Genomic DNA, 17,022 nt, shown 5'->3' on the forward strand with positions numbered 1-17,022 from the left:
TAACGCCCGGGAGGGCCTTAAGGAATTAAAAGGCTCTCTATAACTAGCGAGTTATTCACAGAAAAACAACCAAGGAGTATGTCTATGATGTTAGCTAACGTTAAACGCCAAACCACAACCATCGCTGTTTTCTCTCTGGCTTTAATGGCATTGAATACTGATGCCGCCGACCGTTTATCTAAGCCTATGGGGTTTAAGCAGGTACTGGTTTTTATGGGAACCGGCGCTATTGATGTTACAAAGAGCGAGCCATTTCCCGGCGTAACGGGATGTCTTGGTACTTTATGCAGCAGTGATTATTTTTACACCCATATTATGGGGCTAAATGACCGTGAATTAGCGCAAAAAAGAGAAGATGCCATTGCTTATTTTAATCGAGAATTCGGCATTGATGTTAACGCGCTTGTCGCACAGAAACGGATTGAATTGCAGGTTTATACCGGCAACCCGGATGGTCATTACCGCTTGTATTCACTGGCCGGGATGGCCTTGCCCGCCGAGGGTTGGCTTGTCCGCGATGGGGGTTTTTACATTTCGGTTCTCGATAATAGCGGGATTCCACTGGCGGGTAATCATAATGGTGAAACAGCCACTCCGCTGAATCAAATGTATTACGGGAGTTACAACATTCTGGCCACCAGCGATTCCTATAAACTGAGAGAAATTATTATTAACTATGAATCGAATGCGTTGGCAGTGATATCTCCAGATCGCTTGCGGACGACATTTAATACCCGAACCTACAATAAACGCTGGGGAGAAGGACAAAGTTACGTCAGTTATGAATTTGAACAGCGTGGCAGCAGCACCGTTTTGACAAATGGTCGGGAAGTGATGACGTTTAGTAAGTATCCCACGACAAGGGATTTTCCTGATTATCCCTCCTTTAATATGCAAGGCGATGAGTTCTAGTGTTGAGAGCCTTAAGGACTGACTGCGTGGATGAGAGGGAGATGATGACACATTTTGAACAAACGACGCTGGCTGAACGTTGCGCCAGTCTGCCCCTTCAGAGGACAGACAGCCAGCAAGGGCGGCTTGTTCAGGCCGAACAGTTGGGAAGTACGGCGTTTCGTCAGGATTATGGGGTTAAATATGCCTATGCCAGTGGTGCGATGTATCAGGGGATTGCTTCCCGCCAGTTGGTGGTGGCGATGGCGCAAGCCGGAATGATGAGTTTTTTCGGTTCAGGCGGTTTGAGTCTTCGTGTTTTGGAGGAGGCGATTTTAGGGATTCAATCTGATTTGAGCGGAGAATCGTTCGGCATGAATATGCTGGCGGATTATGATTTTCCTGAAAAGGAAATGCAGCGGATTGAATTGTTTCTGACCCACGGTATTCGTTTTATTGAAGCGGCTGCCTATATTGCGATGACCCCGGCGTTGGTTCGTTATCGGTTGAGTGGTGTTCATCGGGGGGAAGACCAACGAATTATGATCCCCAATACGCTGATGGCAAAAGTGTCGCGCCCCGAAGTCGCGGAAATTTTTGCTTGTCCGGCGCCGCCTGAGCTGGTTGCCCAACTCTGTCAGCAAGGGGTGATTACCCAGCAGGAGGCTGAGCTGGCTCCCTGGGTGCCAATGGCTCAGGACATCTGCGTCGAGTCTGATTCGGCAGGTCACACCGATCAGGGTAATGCTTATGTCCTGTTTCCGGCAATATCCCGGCTTTGCCGGGATATTTCGGCCCGGCAGCGATACCCAAAGCCAATCAGGATCGGTGCCGCAGGGGGGGATCGGTACTCCAGAAGCGGTGATGGCGGCCTTTATGCTTGGCGCTGATTTTATTGTCACCGGTTCGGTGAATCAGTGCTCAGTGGAAGCGGCTACCAGCGATGAGGTGAAAGATTTACTGCAAAGTATCAATATTCAGGATACCGATTATGCCCCGGCCGGCGATATGTTTGAACAAGGCGCCAAAGTTCAGGTGCTCAGGCGAGGGGTGTTTTTCCCCTCGCGGGCGAATAAACTTTATCAGCTTTATCAACAGTATGCTTCGCTGGAAGAGATACCTCAGGTCGTTAAAAAGCAGCTTGAAGACAAGTATTTTAAGCGCCCGATATCCGATGTCTGGAAAGAAGTCAGGCAATATTATCAGGCGAACCGTCCCCAGATGTTGATGAAAATAGAAGAGCATCCCAAACGTAAAATGGCAGCGATATTTCGTTGGTATTTTGCCTATAGCTCGCGCCTGGCGCTGGCTGGCGATCAGGAAAACAAAGTCGATTATCAGGTACATTGCGGGCCGGCGTTGGGGGCTTTCAATCAATGGGTGAAAGGCTCTGTCTATGAAAGCTGGCGTGCTCGCCATGTCAATGAAATCGGGGAAATGTTGATGCAGGAAGCCGCATCAATGTTGTCACGACAAATCGGGTTGATAACCAGCCACTCTTTATCTTCTTAGCGACACGTCTGAGCAGACGTATCTGCCCGCGCCGTGCGCAGATGGCGGGCAACGATGATCTGTTAACAGAACGAGAGTCCGGCAGAAATGAGGGTTGGCAGAATAGTACAGCGGGGACATTTATGAAGACAGTCTATACCTTTCCAGGGCAAGGATCGCAATATCGTACAATGGGTTATGACTTATTCGATCAATATCCAGAACTGGTTGCTCAGGCAAATCAGGTGCTCGGGTATGACATTGCCAAACTTTGCGTGAAAGATCCTCAGCGGGTGTTAAACCAGACTCAGTATACCCAACCGGCATTGTATACCGTGAATGCGCTGAGCTATTTAGAACGTAAGGCCCGCGGAGCGGCCCCGCCGGATTGTCTGGCCGGGCATAGTCTGGGAGAGTACAACGCGCTGTTTGCTGCCGGCGCGTTTGACTTTATTACCGGGCTTCGGCTGGTACAAAAACGTGGTCAACTGATGAGCCAGGCCCCGAAGGGGGCAATGGTCGCCTTGCTGGAAATTAATCTGGATGAGATTGAGCGTATTTTGGCCGATAGCGGCTTTCAGCATGTGGATATAGCCAATATCAATTCCCGCCGACAGTGCATCATCTCGGGGGATTATGACGAAGTGCTGGCACCGGCGCTGGAACAACGTTTTATTGATGCCGGTGCTCGTTTTGTCCAGTTGAATGTCAGCGCCGCGTTCCATTCCCGCAGTATGCTGGACATTGAGCGAGAGTTTGCCGATTTTCTGGCTGAATTTACTTTCCATCCCTTGTCTGTTCCCGTGATGTCTAATGTAACGGCCCGGGCCTATCCGGCCACGGGGTATCAGACATTATTGACCCGACAAATTTCCAGCCCGGTTCGTTGGTATGAATCCATCTCCTGGTTACTGGCGCAAGGCTATGATGATTTCGTGGAAGTCGGTCCAGGGGATGTGTTAACGAAACTCCACCAGCGTATTGTCGAAGATCCGATGTCGATCGGTAACGTGCCCCCGATATCTTTAGTCCCGCCTGTGTCTACACCGATTCAGGAAGTCAGGACGATGCCGCAGCCGTCAACCAAGTCGATACCGGCAACAGCGCGCAAGTGTGTTTTCATGTATGCGGGGCAGGGTAGTCAGTATTATCAGATGGGACGGGTTTTTTACCAGGGGGATGAGCATTTCCGGCAGACGATGGACAGCCTTTGTCACAAAGTTCATATGCTCAGTGGCGTGAATCTGCTGGAAACACTCTATGGTGAACACGATTGCGGGACTGCGTTTGATGATATTCGCTATACCCATCCGGCACTATTTTGTTTGGGATACAGCCTGACTCAGATGTTGATTGCCCGTGGTATCCAGCCCACTGCCGTTGTCGGCCACAGTTTGGGTGAGTACGTTGCTGCCGTTGTTGCCGGGATGCTCCGGCTGGATGATGCGCTGCGGTTGGTCGTTGAGCAAGCTCGGTTGTTGGTTCAGTATGCGCCTGAAGGTGGTTTGGTCGCGGTGCTGGCCTCTCCAGACATTTTTCTCTGGCTGTGCTGACGTTTTTTCCCGTTGCACGTTGGCGGGGGTGAATTTCGACAATAATTTCTTCATTTCCGGGGATCAAGCCGCCATAACAGCGGTTAAACAGCAGCTGGCTGGTAAAGGTATTCTGTCGGTTGCGCTGCCGGTTCGCTACGGCTTTCATTCGGATGCGATTGAAGCTATCAAGCCTGCCTATCAGACATTACTGCATAAGATACCGGTCTTTACGCCGGCCATTCCCGTTTATTCGTCTGTATTGGGACGGTCTGTCGGTGTGTTACAACAAGCCGATGCTCAGGCGTATTTATGGCAGATTGTCAGAGATAAAATTGACTTTTCCGCCCTCGCACGTTCGGCGTTTACTGCAATGGAGGATCACTTTTTTATTGATGTATCGGCTACAGGCAGTTTGTCTAACTTTCTGAAGTATTCGAAAGGAAGTAATTATCAGCATGGCTATGTATTAAACCAGTTCGGTGACGGGATGAAATCTCTTGAATACCTGTTGTCGCAATTGAAAGCGTAAGAGGGCATCTGTTGAACAGGCGGCTAAGTAGAAATACCTAACAGAATCCATTCAAAGGAGTGAACAGTCATGACAATTCAAGTTTATATGTTTCCGGGACAAGGCTCCCAACAACGAGGAATGGGAGAGGCGTTGTTCGGCCGGTTTGCTGACTTGACCCGTATTGCCAACGATATACTCGGTTATTCAATTGAGACACTCTGTCTGGATGATCCTGATGGAAAGTTGAACCAGACACAATATACCCAGCCTGCAATTTATGTCGTCAATGCGTTGTCTTATTTCAGGAGACTGGAGGAAACCGGCACCCGGCCGGATTTTGTTTTAGGCCATAGCTTAGGTGAATTTAACGCCTTACTGGCCGCCGAGTGCTTTGATTTTGCCACCGGTCTGAAGCTGGTGAAAAAACGTGGTGAATTGATGGGGCAGGCCGCCGGTGGTGGTATGGCAGCGGTACTGGGTGCGAGTGAAGCCCAGGTGCGGGAATTATTGAAAGCTAACAGGTTGGATCATATTGATTTGGCTAATTTTAATACGCCATCACAAATTGTGATTTCGGGGCCTCGTGGCGATATCATGCATGCCGTCGATGATTTTGAACGTGGCGATATCAGATGTGTTCCCTTAAATACCAGCGGTGCTTTTCACTCCCGACTAATGCGGGATTCAATGGAGAAGTTTGAAAAATACCTGCGAAACTTTCAATTCTCGGCGTTGAAAATCCCGGTGATTGCCAATGTCACGGCCCGGCCATATCAGGATGAGACGCTGTTTACCTGTCTGGCTCAACAAATTGCCAGCCCGGTACGCTGGACGGAAAGTATTCAATATCTCATGAGCCTGGGGGCGGTTGAATTTACGGAGTTGGGCCATGGTGACGTTGTGAGCGGTCTGGTCGAAAAAATAAAAGCAGAGACGACGGCAGCCGAACTACAGGCCATTCAGTTACCACGCGACGCCTATGACACGAAAAACGTCGCTGAAGCTACAGGTGGGTCGATGCATAACAAAACACAAGCGGCAGCCCAGAAGGTTGCCCAGTGGAACAGTCGCTTCCCGATCGGGCAAAAGGTTCGCTCCAGTATTTTGAATACGGAGGCGGAAACCCGAACAGAAGCGGTTTTATTATTTCAGCATCGTGCGGCGATCTATTTGAAAGGTTACAACGGCTATTTCGAACTGGATGAGTTAAATCCGTTATAAGGCGAATACACCCCCTTTCAGGGAAGACGACAGGGTCTGGCATAAATTAATGTGCTGAATACCAAGATTTATTAACACCAGCATGGTGCAAATATAAATTCATTCCAGTCATCCAGCGCAATAGTCCATTTTTATTGCGGCATGTTACTGCGAAAGCAGGCAAGACTAAAATAGGAATGCTTTCCCGTATCGGGGAGCGTCTCTGTTTTGGTCTTTTTTTGGGGGCTCAACACTAAGGGACATCATGAATGACAACGCAACAGTTAAGCAGATTCTCCACTATGTGGGTGGCCGGAAATGTTCGTCAGTCAACGCACTACGCTGCACACGGTTACGAATGGAGTTTAATGATCATTCCCGAATGAATGAGGCTCATATCCGTAATATTACCGGTGTGATCAGCGTGGTGGAAAACGGGGCCAGTTTCAAATCGTCCGCGGTAATGAAGTACAGCAGGTATTCCCTGTGCTAAAGAAATCGTTGACGGAAAAGAATAACCACAACAGCGGGAAGAAAGATGACAAGAATGGGGTAACTTTTTTCTTCGATACCTGTCAGCCGGTCGATGAAATGACGGAGTTTCAGCTCAGTAGCAGGCAGGTGCCCGATAACTGGAAAGAGATGGTTGTTCATACTGGCAAGCAGACGGGCGGCGTGGTTCTCTGACCATGTCCGGTTGCTCTTGTGCCAGCCCAGCGCCACGTCCCTGAATGATTTTTCTGGTGAACGGGGCGCTTGTTTAGCCGCCCGCTGGTGTGCGGGGTTGATATTCTGTGCCAGCAGTTTACGGATGCCGCCCCTGGCTTAGGGTGTGGATTTTCGTGTTGTTAAGCGACATGTGGGGGTCACGCCATTATCGAACCGGAAAGACCCCAAATCTGACCACCAAATTCTCCCGATGCGGAGGGTAAACTGAAAATGCATCGGGAAAGGGTTTTGATGCTATCGCGTTGGATATAAAAGCAAATGCCTTTCGACATCTGCTTTTCTGAATTGGCTCCTCTGACTGGACTCGAACCAGTGACATACGGATTAACAGTCCGCCGTTCTACCGACTGAACTACAGAGGAATCGGTGAAGTGGGGCGCATGATAACGGTGAGGATGTTGTATGTCAAAGGGGTAAACCGCATTTTGCGTCTGTTTGCTAACAGAATATCCAAATTGATGGTTTTGCGACGTTTATCGGTCAACGACCTACCGGATGGCGAACTGTTTTCCCCCACCTGATGACGTCAATCGGGGGGTGTGCCCTCCTGGTTTCGGACGCGATGTTTTCGTTCTTGTCCGGGTCAGTGGTCGATACCGCTGACTGGTGTGGCAATCAGCATTTTCATCCGCAGAATGAGGGTGTCGATCAATTGGCTACGGGCGCTTTGCGGCGGGAAAATGGCCAGATAGGCGATATCCATACGGGGCAGAAGCGGCTTGATCAGCAGATTGGCACTGCTGGTCTGCGCGGTGATGAGGTCGACGATACCGATGCCCAGCCCTGCTGCGGCCATAGAGCAGCAATGACGCAAGGCGGTTTCCACCGGGTGTTTTAGCTCCAGCCCTTCCCGTGCGACGGCCTTGAGGATCTGATCGTGCAGTATGGTCTTTCTGCCCGGTAGGATCGGACGATAGCGAATCAGATCCATCAGGGTGATCTGCGGTGCATCGGCCAGTTCGTGCTGTGGAGAGACCACCGCCACGGCGTGAGCGGCGCCAATCATTTCTGCATGGAGTCCCTTGACGGTAGGTGTACCGTTGATGAAACCGACGTCGTACTGGTTGCTCATCACCATTTCCGTAATGGTGAGCGTACTTTCCACATCCATAAACAGAGAAATATCGGGATAGTCGTGCAGCAGCGGCGGAAAGAGGTACTCGGCGCACAGACTGGAGAGTGAAGAAACGGCGCCGATACGCAGGATACTGCCTTTGGCCTGGCGGATGTCGTTGGCAATCCGGGTAATATGGTCAATTCCAAGATAAAGCCGTTCAATTTCGCGAAACAATTTGAGCGCTTCGTCACGGGGCACCAGACCCCGTCCATCCCGATCAAACAACTTTAAATTCAACCCATATTCAAAATCTTTAATCAATCTGCTGACAGCAGGTTGCGTAATATTCATCATATTAGCTGCCTGCGTGATACCACCGGTAAGAATCACTTTATGAAAAGCATCAATTTGTCTGAGGTTGATTCGACCCATAGATGTTACCAAGTATAATATTTATTTATGAGTTACGTATAAAATACAATTTTTCATCACATAAACCAACTCGTAGACTCAGGATATCAGCCATAGCCGTTAGTAACACGCCGACATACCTGAGATAACGACAGCAATAAGGATAGAGTATGAAAGGAACAGTGTTATTTGCCAGTTTGTTTGCCCTGATGCCTTTGGCGCAAGCCGCAGATTTAACAATAGGCCTCGCGTCTTTTACTACCTCGATGGATCCGCAGTTCTATGTCGGGGGGGCGAACAGTGCCATGGCACGAAATATTTTCGACGGCCTGGTCAATCAGAATGAAAGACAGCAGATTACGCCGGCACTGGCTGTGTCATGGAAAGCGTTGAACGATACCACTTGGCAATTCAAACTGCGGCCGAATGTGAAGTTTCATGATGGCAGCGCTTTTACGGCAGACGATGTGGTCGCCAGTGTGAAGCGCGTGGCGCTGGCATCGAAGAATAGCCCCAGTTCATACGCACCTTACGTAGCGGATATTGTCGATATTAAGGCTATCGACCCGTTGACGGTGGAGATTCACACCCAAACGCCGTCGGCATTATTGCTGAATAACCTCAGCCGTATCGCCATCATGCCAGCGCGTCTTTCCGAGGTACCGACCGAGACGCTGAACAGTGGGAAAGAGGTGATCGGCACCGGGCCGTTCAAATTTGTGTCCTATGCGCCGGATGATAAGGTCGTGTTGCAGCGTAACGACAACTACTGGGGCGGCAAACCCGACTGGGATACGGTGACGCTGCGTCTGGTGAAGAACAACGGCGCTCGCGTAGCGGCGCTGCTGTCCGGCGATGTGGATTTGATTGAAAGCGTACCGACGGCGGATAAAAGCAATATCGCCAAACAATCCAGTCTGACGACGATCTCTGTGCCGGGTAATCGTATTCTTTATCTGCACCCGGATCAGGATCGTGAAATTTCCCCGTTTGCGCAGGGGGAGGATGGCAAAAATCCACTGCGCAAAGTAGAGGTGCGTCAGGCGATGTCGTTGGCGATCAACCGTGATGCCATTGTGCAACGCATCCTGGATGGGCAAGGGTTATCGTCTTCGCAATTGGTACCTCAGGGGTATCAGGGGTATTCCCGGCAGATAGCCGCACCGGTATATGACCCGGCGAAAGCGAAACAGATGCTGGCACAGTCGGGTTATCCCAACGGTTTTACGCTGACGTTCCATGCGTCTAATGACCGTTATCCCAACGATGCCAAAATCGCGCAGGCGCTGGGGCAGATGTTCAGCCAGGTAGGCATTAAAACCGAAGTCGTCACTATGCCGGGCAGTGTTTATTTCGCCAAGGCGGCAAAGCGTGAGTTCAGCCTGGTGATGGGCGGCGCAGCGATTGAAACCGGCGAGGCCTCCGGTGTGTTGGGGCCGTTGCTGGAGACGTTCGGGCCGAATGCCGGCCAGGGCAACCGGGGGCGTTATTCGAATGCCGAATTTGACCGGCTGCTGAATCAGGCACGCAGTACCCTTGATGAAAGCCAGCGCGACAAACTGTTGCAGCAGGCTACCGATTTGGCCATGAAAGAGCAGGGCGTGATTCCTCTGCTGTTCCTGTCCAATACCTGGGCGATGAAAAAAGGCTATAGCTATGCCGGTCGTACCGACGGCTATACCTTGCCCTATTTTGTTCACAGTAAGTCGTTGTAGATGGTTCTATAATTATTAGATTTATCAATTAGTTAATTGTAATAAGTATTGGGTGAGGAGGGGTGAGAACACGTCATTCCCAACACACCGTCATAACGATGGGTTGAGATTAAGAGCCTATCCCCGTAGGCGTATGTGTCGTCGGGGTATCTGTAGCAGGGTTGTGCTTCATTCGCGCGATGGATGAAGGCAGGCCATCGCCCTACCGAGATAGGCTCTAGACCCATCCAGTGCGTAATTTTGCGTTAACACCAGGGTCTTTATAAAAAGAATACCGAGGCAGAGAGATGGTTGAATTTAGTGGGGTTTTCCCTTATCTGGTTTCACCGGTGAAAACGGATGGCGAGGTCGATAAGGCCGTGCTGACCGAGCTGGTCGAGCATTTGATCGCCAGCGGTGTTCATGGGTTGACTCCGTTGGGAAGCACTGGTGAATTCGCCTATCTCAATGCCCGGCAACGTTTTGATATTGTCAGTACCGTGGTTACTGCCGCCAGGGGCCGGGTTCCGGTCATTGCCGGCGTAGCCGCTACCACTATTCAGGATGCCGTGGCCCAGACGGAAGCGTTTGTCCAACTGGGCGTCGACGGCATCCTGGCTATTCTTGAAGCCTATTTCCCTATTGCCGATGACGGCGTGGAAGCTTACTTTCGCGCTATCGCCGCCGCCGCCCAAACCAAACCGGTGGTGCTGTACACCAATCCCCAGTTTCAACGTTCGGACTTGAGCCTGCCAGTGATTGAACGGCTCAGTCATGTGACGAATATTAACTACATCAAGGACGCCTCGACCAATACCGGCCGTCTGCTGTCAATCATTGAACGCACGCAGGGACGGATGAGCGTCTTCGCTGCGTCTGCGCATATTCCTGCCTGTGTGATGTTGATAGGCGGCGTCGGATGGATGGCCGGCCCGGCCTGCATCGTACCGAAACAGAGCCTGGCGCTGTATGAGGCGGCCCGGCGCGGTGATTGGTCGCAGGCGATGACGCTGCAGCGGCCGCTATGGCGCGTCAACGAAATTTTTGCCCGTTATTCGGTGGCGGCCTGCATCAAAGCCGCGCTACAACTGCAAGGATTTGCGGTCGGCGATCCGCTCCCGCCGCAAAAACCGTTGGCGGGAGCCGCGCTGGAGGAGATCGCTGACGTCTTGCGTTCGGTTGGCGCGTTATGACTATTCCGGTGATTATTGACTGCGATCCCGGTATTGATGACGCGATCGCATTGCTGAGCGCCTTCGTTGCGCCTGGGCTGGATATCCGCGGGATCACCGTCGTTAACGGCAATCAGCCGGTAGAGACAACGCTGCGCAATGCGTTGCAGATCACCGAACTGGGAAAACGCCAGGATATCCCGGTGTATCGCGGTTGCTGGCAGCCGATGCTGCGCGCGCCCATTCACGGCCAGTTTCACGGTAAAAGCGGGTTGGGCGACGGTGCGTTTCCCGCGCCGGTCAAACCGCCGGAAACGCAACATGCCGTTGATTTTTTAGTGACTTCCTGCCGTGAGGCGGCCCGCGTGGGCCAGCCGCTGACGTTGTGCGCGCTGGGGCCGCTGACCAATATCGCCAGCGCCTTCTGTATGGCGCCGGATATCGCCGCAGGCATCGCACGTATTGTACTAATGGGCGGCACCTGCCGTGAGTTAGGCAATCGCACCATGACGTCTGAATTCAATATGCTGGCTGATCCGCATGCGGCGCAGGTGGTGTTCTCGCAAGCCGTGCCGATCACCATGCTGCCGCTGGATGCAACGCATCAGGTGATTCTGACGCCGGAGCGGGTGACGGAACTGGTCGCCAATGCCGGTCGTTTACGTCAGGCGTTGGGGGAGTTGATGGCGTTTTGGGATCGCAATGACGTCAGGCGCTATGGTTCCCGGGGCGGCCCGTTGCACGACCCGCTGGTGATCGCCTGGTTGTTGAACCCGAGGTTATTCAGCAGTGAGACGGCGCGGGTGTTTGTCGAACACCAGAGCGAACTTTGTATGGGGCGGACGGTCGTAGACCTGTATGCCAAGTCTGGCGAGCCCGCCAATGTGTCGGTCGTGACCCGCGTGGATGCAGACGGCGTATTCCGGCTGTTCTGCCAGCTTTTCTCCTGTTACGGAAATGAGCAATGACACGCCATCGCATTATTATCGATACCGATCCGGGCGTGGATGACGCCGTCGCATTGTGGCTGGCGCTGGCCTCTCCGGAGTTGGATATTCTCGGCATCACTGTCGTTGCCGGCAACGTGGCGCTTGAAGATACGACGCTGAATGCGAGCCGTATCGTAGCGCTGTCCGGGCGTCGTGATGTCCCGGTTTTCGCCGGTGCGCCGCGGCCGTTGATCGGGCCGCAACGGTTCGGCAAATACGTACACATCGGCGCTTTTCGGCCTGAGCTGGTGCCTGCCGAACCGTTAACCTTGCAACAAGAGCATGCCGTCGATTTTATTGTGCGTACTGCGCGTCAGGCGGCTGAGGATCATAATCCGATCACGATTTGCGCTATCGGCCCGATGACCAATCTGGCGCTGGCGTTGATTCAGCACCCGGATGTGGCGAAAGGTATCCGCCAGATTGTCACCATGAGTTGCGCATTTACGGCGTTAGGGCATCGGACGCCGTGGGCGGAATTCAATATCTATGCCGATCCGCATGCGGCGCATCGCGTCTTTTTCAGCGGTATTCCGCTGGTGATCATGCCGTTGGACGTAACGTTCCAGGCATTGTTGACTTCCCGCGAGCTGGCGACGCTGCGCGAATGCGGCGGATTACCCGGTCAGGCTGTCGCCCGACTGTTTGAAACCTTCGATCGTAGTGATGTTCAACGCCTTGGTCGGGAAGGCGGGCCGGTACATGACGCTGCCGTCATCGCCTGGTTGCTGCAACCGACACTGTTTAACGGCTGCCGTACTCGTGTCGGCGTGGTGACTGACGGTGAAACCGCCGGACACACCTGGGCGGATTTTCATAACAAACTGAATGCGGAACCTAACGCGACGGTTATGCAGTCTATTGATGAAGCTGGTTTTTTCTCTCTTCTGACACAGGTGATGGCGCGTTACGGCCATTCGCAGGCATAGGAGTATCCGATGGTGGGTTTCCTGCTCAATCGCTTTGGACAGACGCTGATGACCTTGTTGGTGATGTCGGTTCTGGTGTTCAGCGGTGTCTATCTGGTGGGAAATCCGATCGATCTGCTGCTGGGCAGCCATGCTACCCCCGCTGAGCGTGATGCGATTATTCAGGCCTTCGGGCTGGATAAGCCGTTGTGGCAGCAGTATTCCCTGTTTGTTATCCATGCCCTGCAGGGCGATCTGGGCAATTCCTACATCTTTAACCAGCCGGCGTTGCACCTGATCTTGCAACGGATGCCCGCCACGCTGGAGCTGGCGCTGGTGGCGTTTGTGGTGGCATTGATCGTCGGTATTCCGTTGGGCATCGTCGCGGGCATGCGCCCGGACGGCTGGATGTCGCGCTCCATCATGACCTTCTCCATTCTGGGGTTCAGCCTGCCTACATTCTGGATCGGCATGATGATGATCATGCTGTTCAGCGTCAAACTGGGCTGGTTGCCTGCGTCCGGTCGCGGCGCGACGGTAGAGATAGCCGGGGTACCGGTGAGTTTGATGACGCTCGACGGCTGGCAGCACCTGTTGCTGCCTGCCTTCAATCTGGCGCTGTTTAAGATTTCGCTGATTATCCGCTTGACCCGGGCGGGTGTTCAGGAGTGCTTGCAACAGGATTATGTCCGGTTTGCGCGCGCTAAAGGGTTGTCCGAGAGCCGCATCCTGCTGGTGCACGTATTGAAGAATACGCTGATCCCGTTAATTACCGTGATTGGTCTGGAGCTGGGCTCCCTGATCGCCTTTGCCGTGGTGACTGAAACTATTTATGCCTGGCCAGGCATGGGGAAATTGATTATCGATTCTATCGCCGTGCTCGACAGGCCGGTGATTCTTGCGTATCTGATGATGACGGTGGTGATGTTCAGCCTGATCAACCTGCTGGTGGATGTGCTCTACGCGCTGTGCGACCCGCGCATTCGTCTGGGAGGGCGTTAAACGATGACGGATTCTACTGAATTGACGCATGAGCGCTCTCGCTATGACTCGGTATGGCGGACGTTGCATGCGTTGGCGCGTAACCGTTTTTCCCTGGTGGGGATGGTAGTATTGGCGCTGATTGTGGTGTTGGCGCTGCTGGCGCCTTGGTTGTCGCCGCAGAATCCCTACGATTTATCGCAACTGGCGATCATGGATAACCGTCTGCCGCCGGGCTCCGCCGGCATGACCGGGTTGAGTTACTGGTTGGGGACGGATGATCAGGGGCGCGATCTGTTCAGCGCTATTCTCTATGGCACCCGCACCAGTCTGATTGTTGCCGTCAGCAGTGCGCTGCTGGCATTGCTGATCGGCATGGCGGTCGGGCTGTTAAGCGCCTGGCGCGGCGGCCGGATAGATGCGTTGTGTATGCGCGTTGTCGATATTCAGCTCAGTTTCCCGCCCATCTTGATTGCGTTGATTCTGTTGGCGGTGCTTGGGCAGGGCGTCGATAAGATTATTCTGGCGCTGGTGATCACTCAGTGGGCCTATTATGCGCGCACGGTGCGCGGGTCAGCGCTGGTGGAGAGCCGTCGCAGTTATGTCGATGCGGCACGCGGCATGGCCTTTTCCGATGTGCGCATTCTGTTCCGGCATGTGTTGCCCAATTGCCTGCCGCCGTTGATCGTGGTTGCGACGATGCGCATCGCCTACGCCATCATGCTGGAGGCGACGCTCTCTTTCCTGGGGATAGGCCTGCCGATTACCGAGCCGTCGCTGGGGTTGTTGATAGCCAATGGTTTCGACTACCTGATGTCCGGCGATTACTGGATTAGTCTGTTTCCCGGCATCATGCTGCTGCTGCTGATTGTCGCCATTAATCTGATCGGCGATGCCCTGAGGGATATCCTGAATACCAGACGTGAGGAATAAGGTGTGAGCCAGCCGGTACTTAGCGTGAAACAGCTCAATACAGCATTCCGGACGCATGGTGAATGGCGGCCGATCGTGCGCGATTTGTCTTTTGATATCGCGGCGGGAGAGACGCTGGCGTTGGTGGGGGAATCCGGCTCGGGGAAAAGCGTTACCGCGATGTCGATTATGCGCTTACTCGATTCTCAGGCTTGCATCAATGGTAGCGTGCGGTTTGAGGAGCAGGAGCTGTTGTCGCTCTCCGCCGCCCAGATGCAGCATATCCGGGGAAATCGTATCGGGATGGTGTTTCAGGAGCCGATGACCAGCCTCAATCCCGTGCTGACGATCGGGACGCAGATTACCGAAGTTTTGCGGCGTCACCGCGGCATGGATCGCGCCAGCGCCCGGGCAGAAGCGGTGCGACTGCTGGAACGTGTGCGGATCCCGGCTGCTCGTTCCAGGCTGGACGAATACCCCATGAGTTTTTCCGGCGGCATGCGCCAACGGGTAGTGATCGCCATCGCGCTGGCGTGCAAACCCAGACTGTTGATTGTCGACGAGCCTACGACGGCGCTGGATGTGACGATTCAGGCGCAGATTTTGGCGCTGATCAATGCGTTGCAGGAAGAGGAGAATATGTCGATTCTGTTCATTACCCACGATATGGGGGTAGTGGCGGAAGTCGCTGATCGCACGCTGGTGATGTATCGCGGTGAAGGTGTGGAGCTGGCTGAGACTCGGCAACTTTTCCGGCAGCCCCAGCACCCTTATAGTAAACGCCTGTTTTCCGCCGTACCGCGTCTGGGCGCGATGGCGGGCATCCCGCTTCCCCAGCGTTTTGCGTTGTTCGATGCGGCTGAGCCTGCGGAACAAATACCGCAAGTCGATACTGTCATTAATGGGGAGCCGATCCTGTCGGTAAAGAATCTGGTGATGCGGTTCGACGTGAAATCCGGTTGGTTGAAACGGGTGACTGGCCGCATACATGCGGTGGAAGGCGTATCTTTCGATCTCTTTCCCGGAGAAACGTTATCGCTGGTCGGCGAGTCGGGCTGCGGTAAATCTACCACCGGGCGCGCCATTCTGCGGCTGACGTCTCCTACCTGCGGGCAGGTAACGATTGGCGGGCGGGATATGTTGATGGCGGATGCGCCGACGTTGAAACGGCTGCGGACGCAAGCGCAAATGATATTCCAGGATCCTTACGAGAGCCTGAATCCCCGATTGCGGGTTGGAGACGCTATCGCCGAACCTATGTTAAGCCACGGGTTGGTGAGTGCCGGGCAGGCGCCCGCTCGTGTCGCCGAACTGCTGGAGAACGTCGGTCTTCGTGCCGATATGGCGGAACGTTATCCGCATCAGTTTTCCGGTGGACAACGGCAGCGGCTCTGTATCGCCCGCGCACTGGCATTGAATCCCCGCCTGATCATTGCCGATGAGTCGGTTTCCGCGTTGGATATGACCGTTAAAGCGCAAATCGTCAATCTGTTGCTCGATTTGCAGCAGCAGTATGGGCTGGCCTATCTGTTCATCTCTCATGATATGGCGGTGGTCGAGCGCATCAGTCACCGTGTAGCCGTGATGTATCAGGGGGAAATCGTGGAGATTGGCTCACGCCAGTCTATTTTCTGTAATCCGCAGCACCCTTATACCCGGCGCTTGTTGTCGGCAGTCCCCGTCCCAGACCCTGACATGAACATCAAGCGATCGCTGATCCAGGATGAGTTATCCAGCCCATTGCGTCCGGCAGATTTCCAGCCGCCACTACGCCATTATCGGCAGGTGGAAGCCGGACATCTGGTAATGATGAATTGAATTTGCGGTGTCCTGTTTTCGGTCGTCGATGATCAGACGTCATTGACGTTCACGTTCTCCAGCTGTTTTGCGAACGCCTGCGTTTATTGGCTGTTTTGATGCCGTTGTGTCGGTGGAAAGTCGCTGACGAATAAACTGAAATTTAGCATGGCGCTGTCCGTGGAGGCGGTGTTCGTCGCCAGGTGCACTTCCAGATAGCAGATTTTGCACCACTGCAGTGCGTAATAATGCGCCGTTTGAGAAGGTGAATGGCGGGAGGGCGAGGATGCGCTGTCCGATGTCCATTGCTTTTACTTATTTTTAAGCCGGTTAAGGCGATCCCTCTCTTTTTTTATATCACGTAAATGATCTGGCGCACTTCTTGCTTTTACTTATAGGTAACTATTCGGGAGGTACACATGAATCTGAGACGGCTCAAATATTTCGTGAAAATCGTTGATATCGGCAGCCTTACCCAAGCGGCTGAAATGTTGCATATCGCACAGCCTGCGCTGAGCCAACAAGTCGCCACATTGGAGAGCGAGCTTGAGAAGCAATTGCTGGTGCGCAGTCGTCGTGGCGTAACGCCGACGGAGGCGGGCAAAATTTTGTATTCGCACGCACAGACGATCCTGAATCAGTGTGAGCAAGCCAGACATGCGGTGAACAGTGTACGACAGACCGTTAACGCATGAATTGGATGCGGTCAGCTATTCCTGCACACATAGCTGACCGCATTGATTT

Annotated in this window: 14 protein-coding genes, 1 tRNA gene and 2 pseudogenes; 14 read left to right on the forward strand and 3 right to left on the reverse strand. The window is 53.2% G+C overall.

The window, feature by feature from the left end; all coding sequences use genetic code 11:
• Nucleotides 1-84: 84 nt before the first annotated feature.
• The 6 genes from DPA2511_RS07355 to fabD (DPA2511_RS07370) all read left to right on the forward strand — a co-directional run bounded on the left by DPA2511_RS07355 (nt 85) and on the right by fabD (DPA2511_RS07370) (nt 5,649).
• On the forward strand, nt 85-912 hold the full coding sequence (locus tag DPA2511_RS07355) for a hypothetical protein (RefSeq protein WP_012765050.1): 828 nt from the start codon (nt 85-87) through the stop codon (nt 910-912).
• A gap of 41 nt (nt 913-953) precedes the next feature.
• Complete coding sequence (locus tag DPA2511_RS23860) at nt 954-1,781, forward strand: beta/alpha barrel domain-containing protein (RefSeq protein ID WP_226376636.1); 828 nt, start codon at nt 954-956, stop codon at nt 1,779-1,781.
• Nucleotides 1,756-2,403 carry a beta/alpha barrel domain-containing protein gene (locus DPA2511_RS23865; protein WP_226376637.1) on the forward strand — a complete coding sequence of 216 codons (648 nt, stop codon included), beginning with the start codon at nt 1,756-1,758 and terminating at the stop codon, nt 2,401-2,403. Before DPA2511_RS23860 ends, DPA2511_RS23865 begins: the two co-directional genes overlap by 26 nt.
• A gap of 122 nt (nt 2,404-2,525) precedes the next feature.
• Complete coding sequence (gene fabD, locus DPA2511_RS21270; RefSeq protein WP_264176040.1) at nt 2,526-3,935, forward strand: ACP S-malonyltransferase; 1,410 nt, start codon at nt 2,526-2,528, stop codon at nt 3,933-3,935.
• A gap of 28 nt (nt 3,936-3,963) precedes the next feature.
• A complete protein-coding gene (locus DPA2511_RS24080; protein ID WP_264176041.1) occupies nt 3,964-4,446 on the forward strand; it encodes an acyltransferase domain-containing protein in 483 nt (160 codons plus the stop codon).
• A 69-nt stretch (nt 4,447-4,515) separates the two neighbouring features.
• Nucleotides 4,516-5,649 carry an ACP S-malonyltransferase gene (gene fabD / locus DPA2511_RS07370; RefSeq protein ID WP_012765053.1) on the forward strand — a complete coding sequence of 378 codons (1,134 nt, stop codon included), beginning with the start codon at nt 4,516-4,518 and terminating at the stop codon, nt 5,647-5,649.
• A gap of 537 nt (nt 5,650-6,186) precedes the next feature.
• Here fabD (DPA2511_RS07370) and DPA2511_RS23870 read toward each other — a convergent pair.
• From DPA2511_RS23870 to DPA2511_RS07395, 3 genes and pseudogenes are all read right to left on the reverse strand, one after another.
• A pseudogene (locus DPA2511_RS23870) lies at nt 6,187-6,450 on the reverse strand (phage integrase central domain-containing protein); the annotation flags it as partial.
• A 193-nt stretch (nt 6,451-6,643) separates the two neighbouring features.
• Nucleotides 6,644-6,719 (reverse strand) — tRNA-Asn (locus DPA2511_RS07385).
• Nucleotides 6,720-6,940: 221 nt separating this feature from the next.
• Nucleotides 6,941-7,846 (reverse strand): LysR family transcriptional regulator, encoded by a 906-nt coding sequence (locus tag DPA2511_RS07395; RefSeq protein ID WP_012765057.1) that lies wholly within the window; start codon nt 7,844-7,846, stop codon nt 6,941-6,943.
• 149 nt (nt 7,847-7,995) lie between these two features.
• Between DPA2511_RS07395 and DPA2511_RS07400 the strand changes: the two genes are divergently transcribed.
• From DPA2511_RS07400 to DPA2511_RS07435, 8 genes and pseudogenes are all read left to right on the forward strand, one after another.
• Complete coding sequence (locus DPA2511_RS07400) at nt 7,996-9,540, forward strand: ABC transporter substrate-binding protein (RefSeq protein ID WP_012765058.1); 1,545 nt, start codon at nt 7,996-7,998, stop codon at nt 9,538-9,540.
• A gap of 287 nt (nt 9,541-9,827) precedes the next feature.
• Nucleotides 9,828-10,712: a dihydrodipicolinate synthase family protein gene (locus DPA2511_RS07405; protein WP_012765059.1), complete on the forward strand. Its 885-nt coding sequence runs from the start codon at nt 9,828-9,830 to the stop codon at nt 10,710-10,712.
• Nucleotides 10,709-11,659: a nucleoside hydrolase gene (locus DPA2511_RS07410; protein WP_012765060.1), complete on the forward strand. Its 951-nt coding sequence runs from the start codon at nt 10,709-10,711 to the stop codon at nt 11,657-11,659. The genes DPA2511_RS07405 and DPA2511_RS07410 overlap by 4 nt, the downstream gene beginning before the upstream one ends.
• Nucleotides 11,656-12,609, forward strand: coding sequence for a nucleoside hydrolase (locus tag DPA2511_RS07415; protein WP_012765061.1), 954 nt, complete (start codon nt 11,656-11,658; stop codon nt 12,607-12,609). Before DPA2511_RS07410 ends, DPA2511_RS07415 begins: the two co-directional genes overlap by 4 nt.
• A gap of 9 nt (nt 12,610-12,618) precedes the next feature.
• The gene (locus DPA2511_RS07420; protein WP_012765062.1) at nt 12,619-13,590 is read left to right on the forward strand and encodes an ABC transporter permease; all 972 of its coding nucleotides are present in this window, start codon (nt 12,619-12,621) and stop codon (nt 13,588-13,590) included.
• A 3-nt stretch (nt 13,591-13,593) separates the two neighbouring features.
• Complete coding sequence (locus DPA2511_RS07425) at nt 13,594-14,502, forward strand: ABC transporter permease (protein WP_012765063.1); 909 nt, start codon at nt 13,594-13,596, stop codon at nt 14,500-14,502.
• Nucleotides 14,503-14,505: 3 nt separating this feature from the next.
• The gene (locus DPA2511_RS07430; RefSeq protein ID WP_012765064.1) at nt 14,506-16,299 is read left to right on the forward strand and encodes an ABC transporter ATP-binding protein; all 1,794 of its coding nucleotides are present in this window, start codon (nt 14,506-14,508) and stop codon (nt 16,297-16,299) included.
• Between the two features lie 398 nt (nt 16,300-16,697).
• Nucleotides 16,698-16,964 (forward strand): annotated as a pseudogene (locus tag DPA2511_RS07435) (LysR family transcriptional regulator); the annotation flags it as partial.
• Nucleotides 16,965-17,022 lie beyond the last annotated feature (58 nt).

Source organism: Musicola paradisiaca NCPPB 2511, assembly GCF_000400505.1.
In the GTDB taxonomy this organism is placed as follows: domain Bacteria; phylum Pseudomonadota; class Gammaproteobacteria; order Enterobacterales; family Enterobacteriaceae; genus Musicola; species Musicola paradisiaca.

Excerpts from the sequence above, each read along its gene's own strand:
- DPA2511_RS07405 (WP_012765059.1), top strand. The coding sequence starts at position 9,828 with ATGGTTGAATTTAGTGGGGTTTTCCCTTATCTGGTTTCACCGGTGAAA.
- DPA2511_RS23860 (WP_226376636.1), top strand. The coding sequence starts at position 954 with ATGATGACACATTTTGAACAAACGACGCTGGCTGAACGTTGCGCCAGT.
- DPA2511_RS07410 (WP_012765060.1), top strand. The coding sequence starts at position 10,709 with ATGACTATTCCGGTGATTATTGACTGCGATCCCGGTATTGATGACGCG.
- DPA2511_RS23865 (WP_226376637.1), top strand. The coding sequence starts at position 1,756 with ATGGCGGCCTTTATGCTTGGCGCTGATTTTATTGTCACCGGTTCGGTG.
- DPA2511_RS07420 (WP_012765062.1), top strand. The coding sequence starts at position 12,619 with ATGGTGGGTTTCCTGCTCAATCGCTTTGGACAGACGCTGATGACCTTG.
- fabD (WP_012765053.1), top strand. The coding sequence starts at position 4,516 with ATGACAATTCAAGTTTATATGTTTCCGGGACAAGGCTCCCAACAACGA.
- fabD (WP_264176040.1), top strand. The coding sequence starts at position 2,526 with ATGAAGACAGTCTATACCTTTCCAGGGCAAGGATCGCAATATCGTACA.
- DPA2511_RS07425 (WP_012765063.1), top strand. The coding sequence starts at position 13,594 with ATGACGGATTCTACTGAATTGACGCATGAGCGCTCTCGCTATGACTCG.
- DPA2511_RS07415 (WP_012765061.1), top strand. The coding sequence starts at position 11,656 with ATGACACGCCATCGCATTATTATCGATACCGATCCGGGCGTGGATGAC.
- DPA2511_RS07355 (WP_012765050.1), top strand. The coding sequence starts at position 85 with ATGATGTTAGCTAACGTTAAACGCCAAACCACAACCATCGCTGTTTTC.
- DPA2511_RS07400 (WP_012765058.1), top strand. The coding sequence starts at position 7,996 with ATGAAAGGAACAGTGTTATTTGCCAGTTTGTTTGCCCTGATGCCTTTG.
- DPA2511_RS07395 (WP_012765057.1), bottom strand. The coding sequence starts at position 7,846 with ATGGGTCGAATCAACCTCAGACAAATTGATGCTTTTCATAAAGTGATT.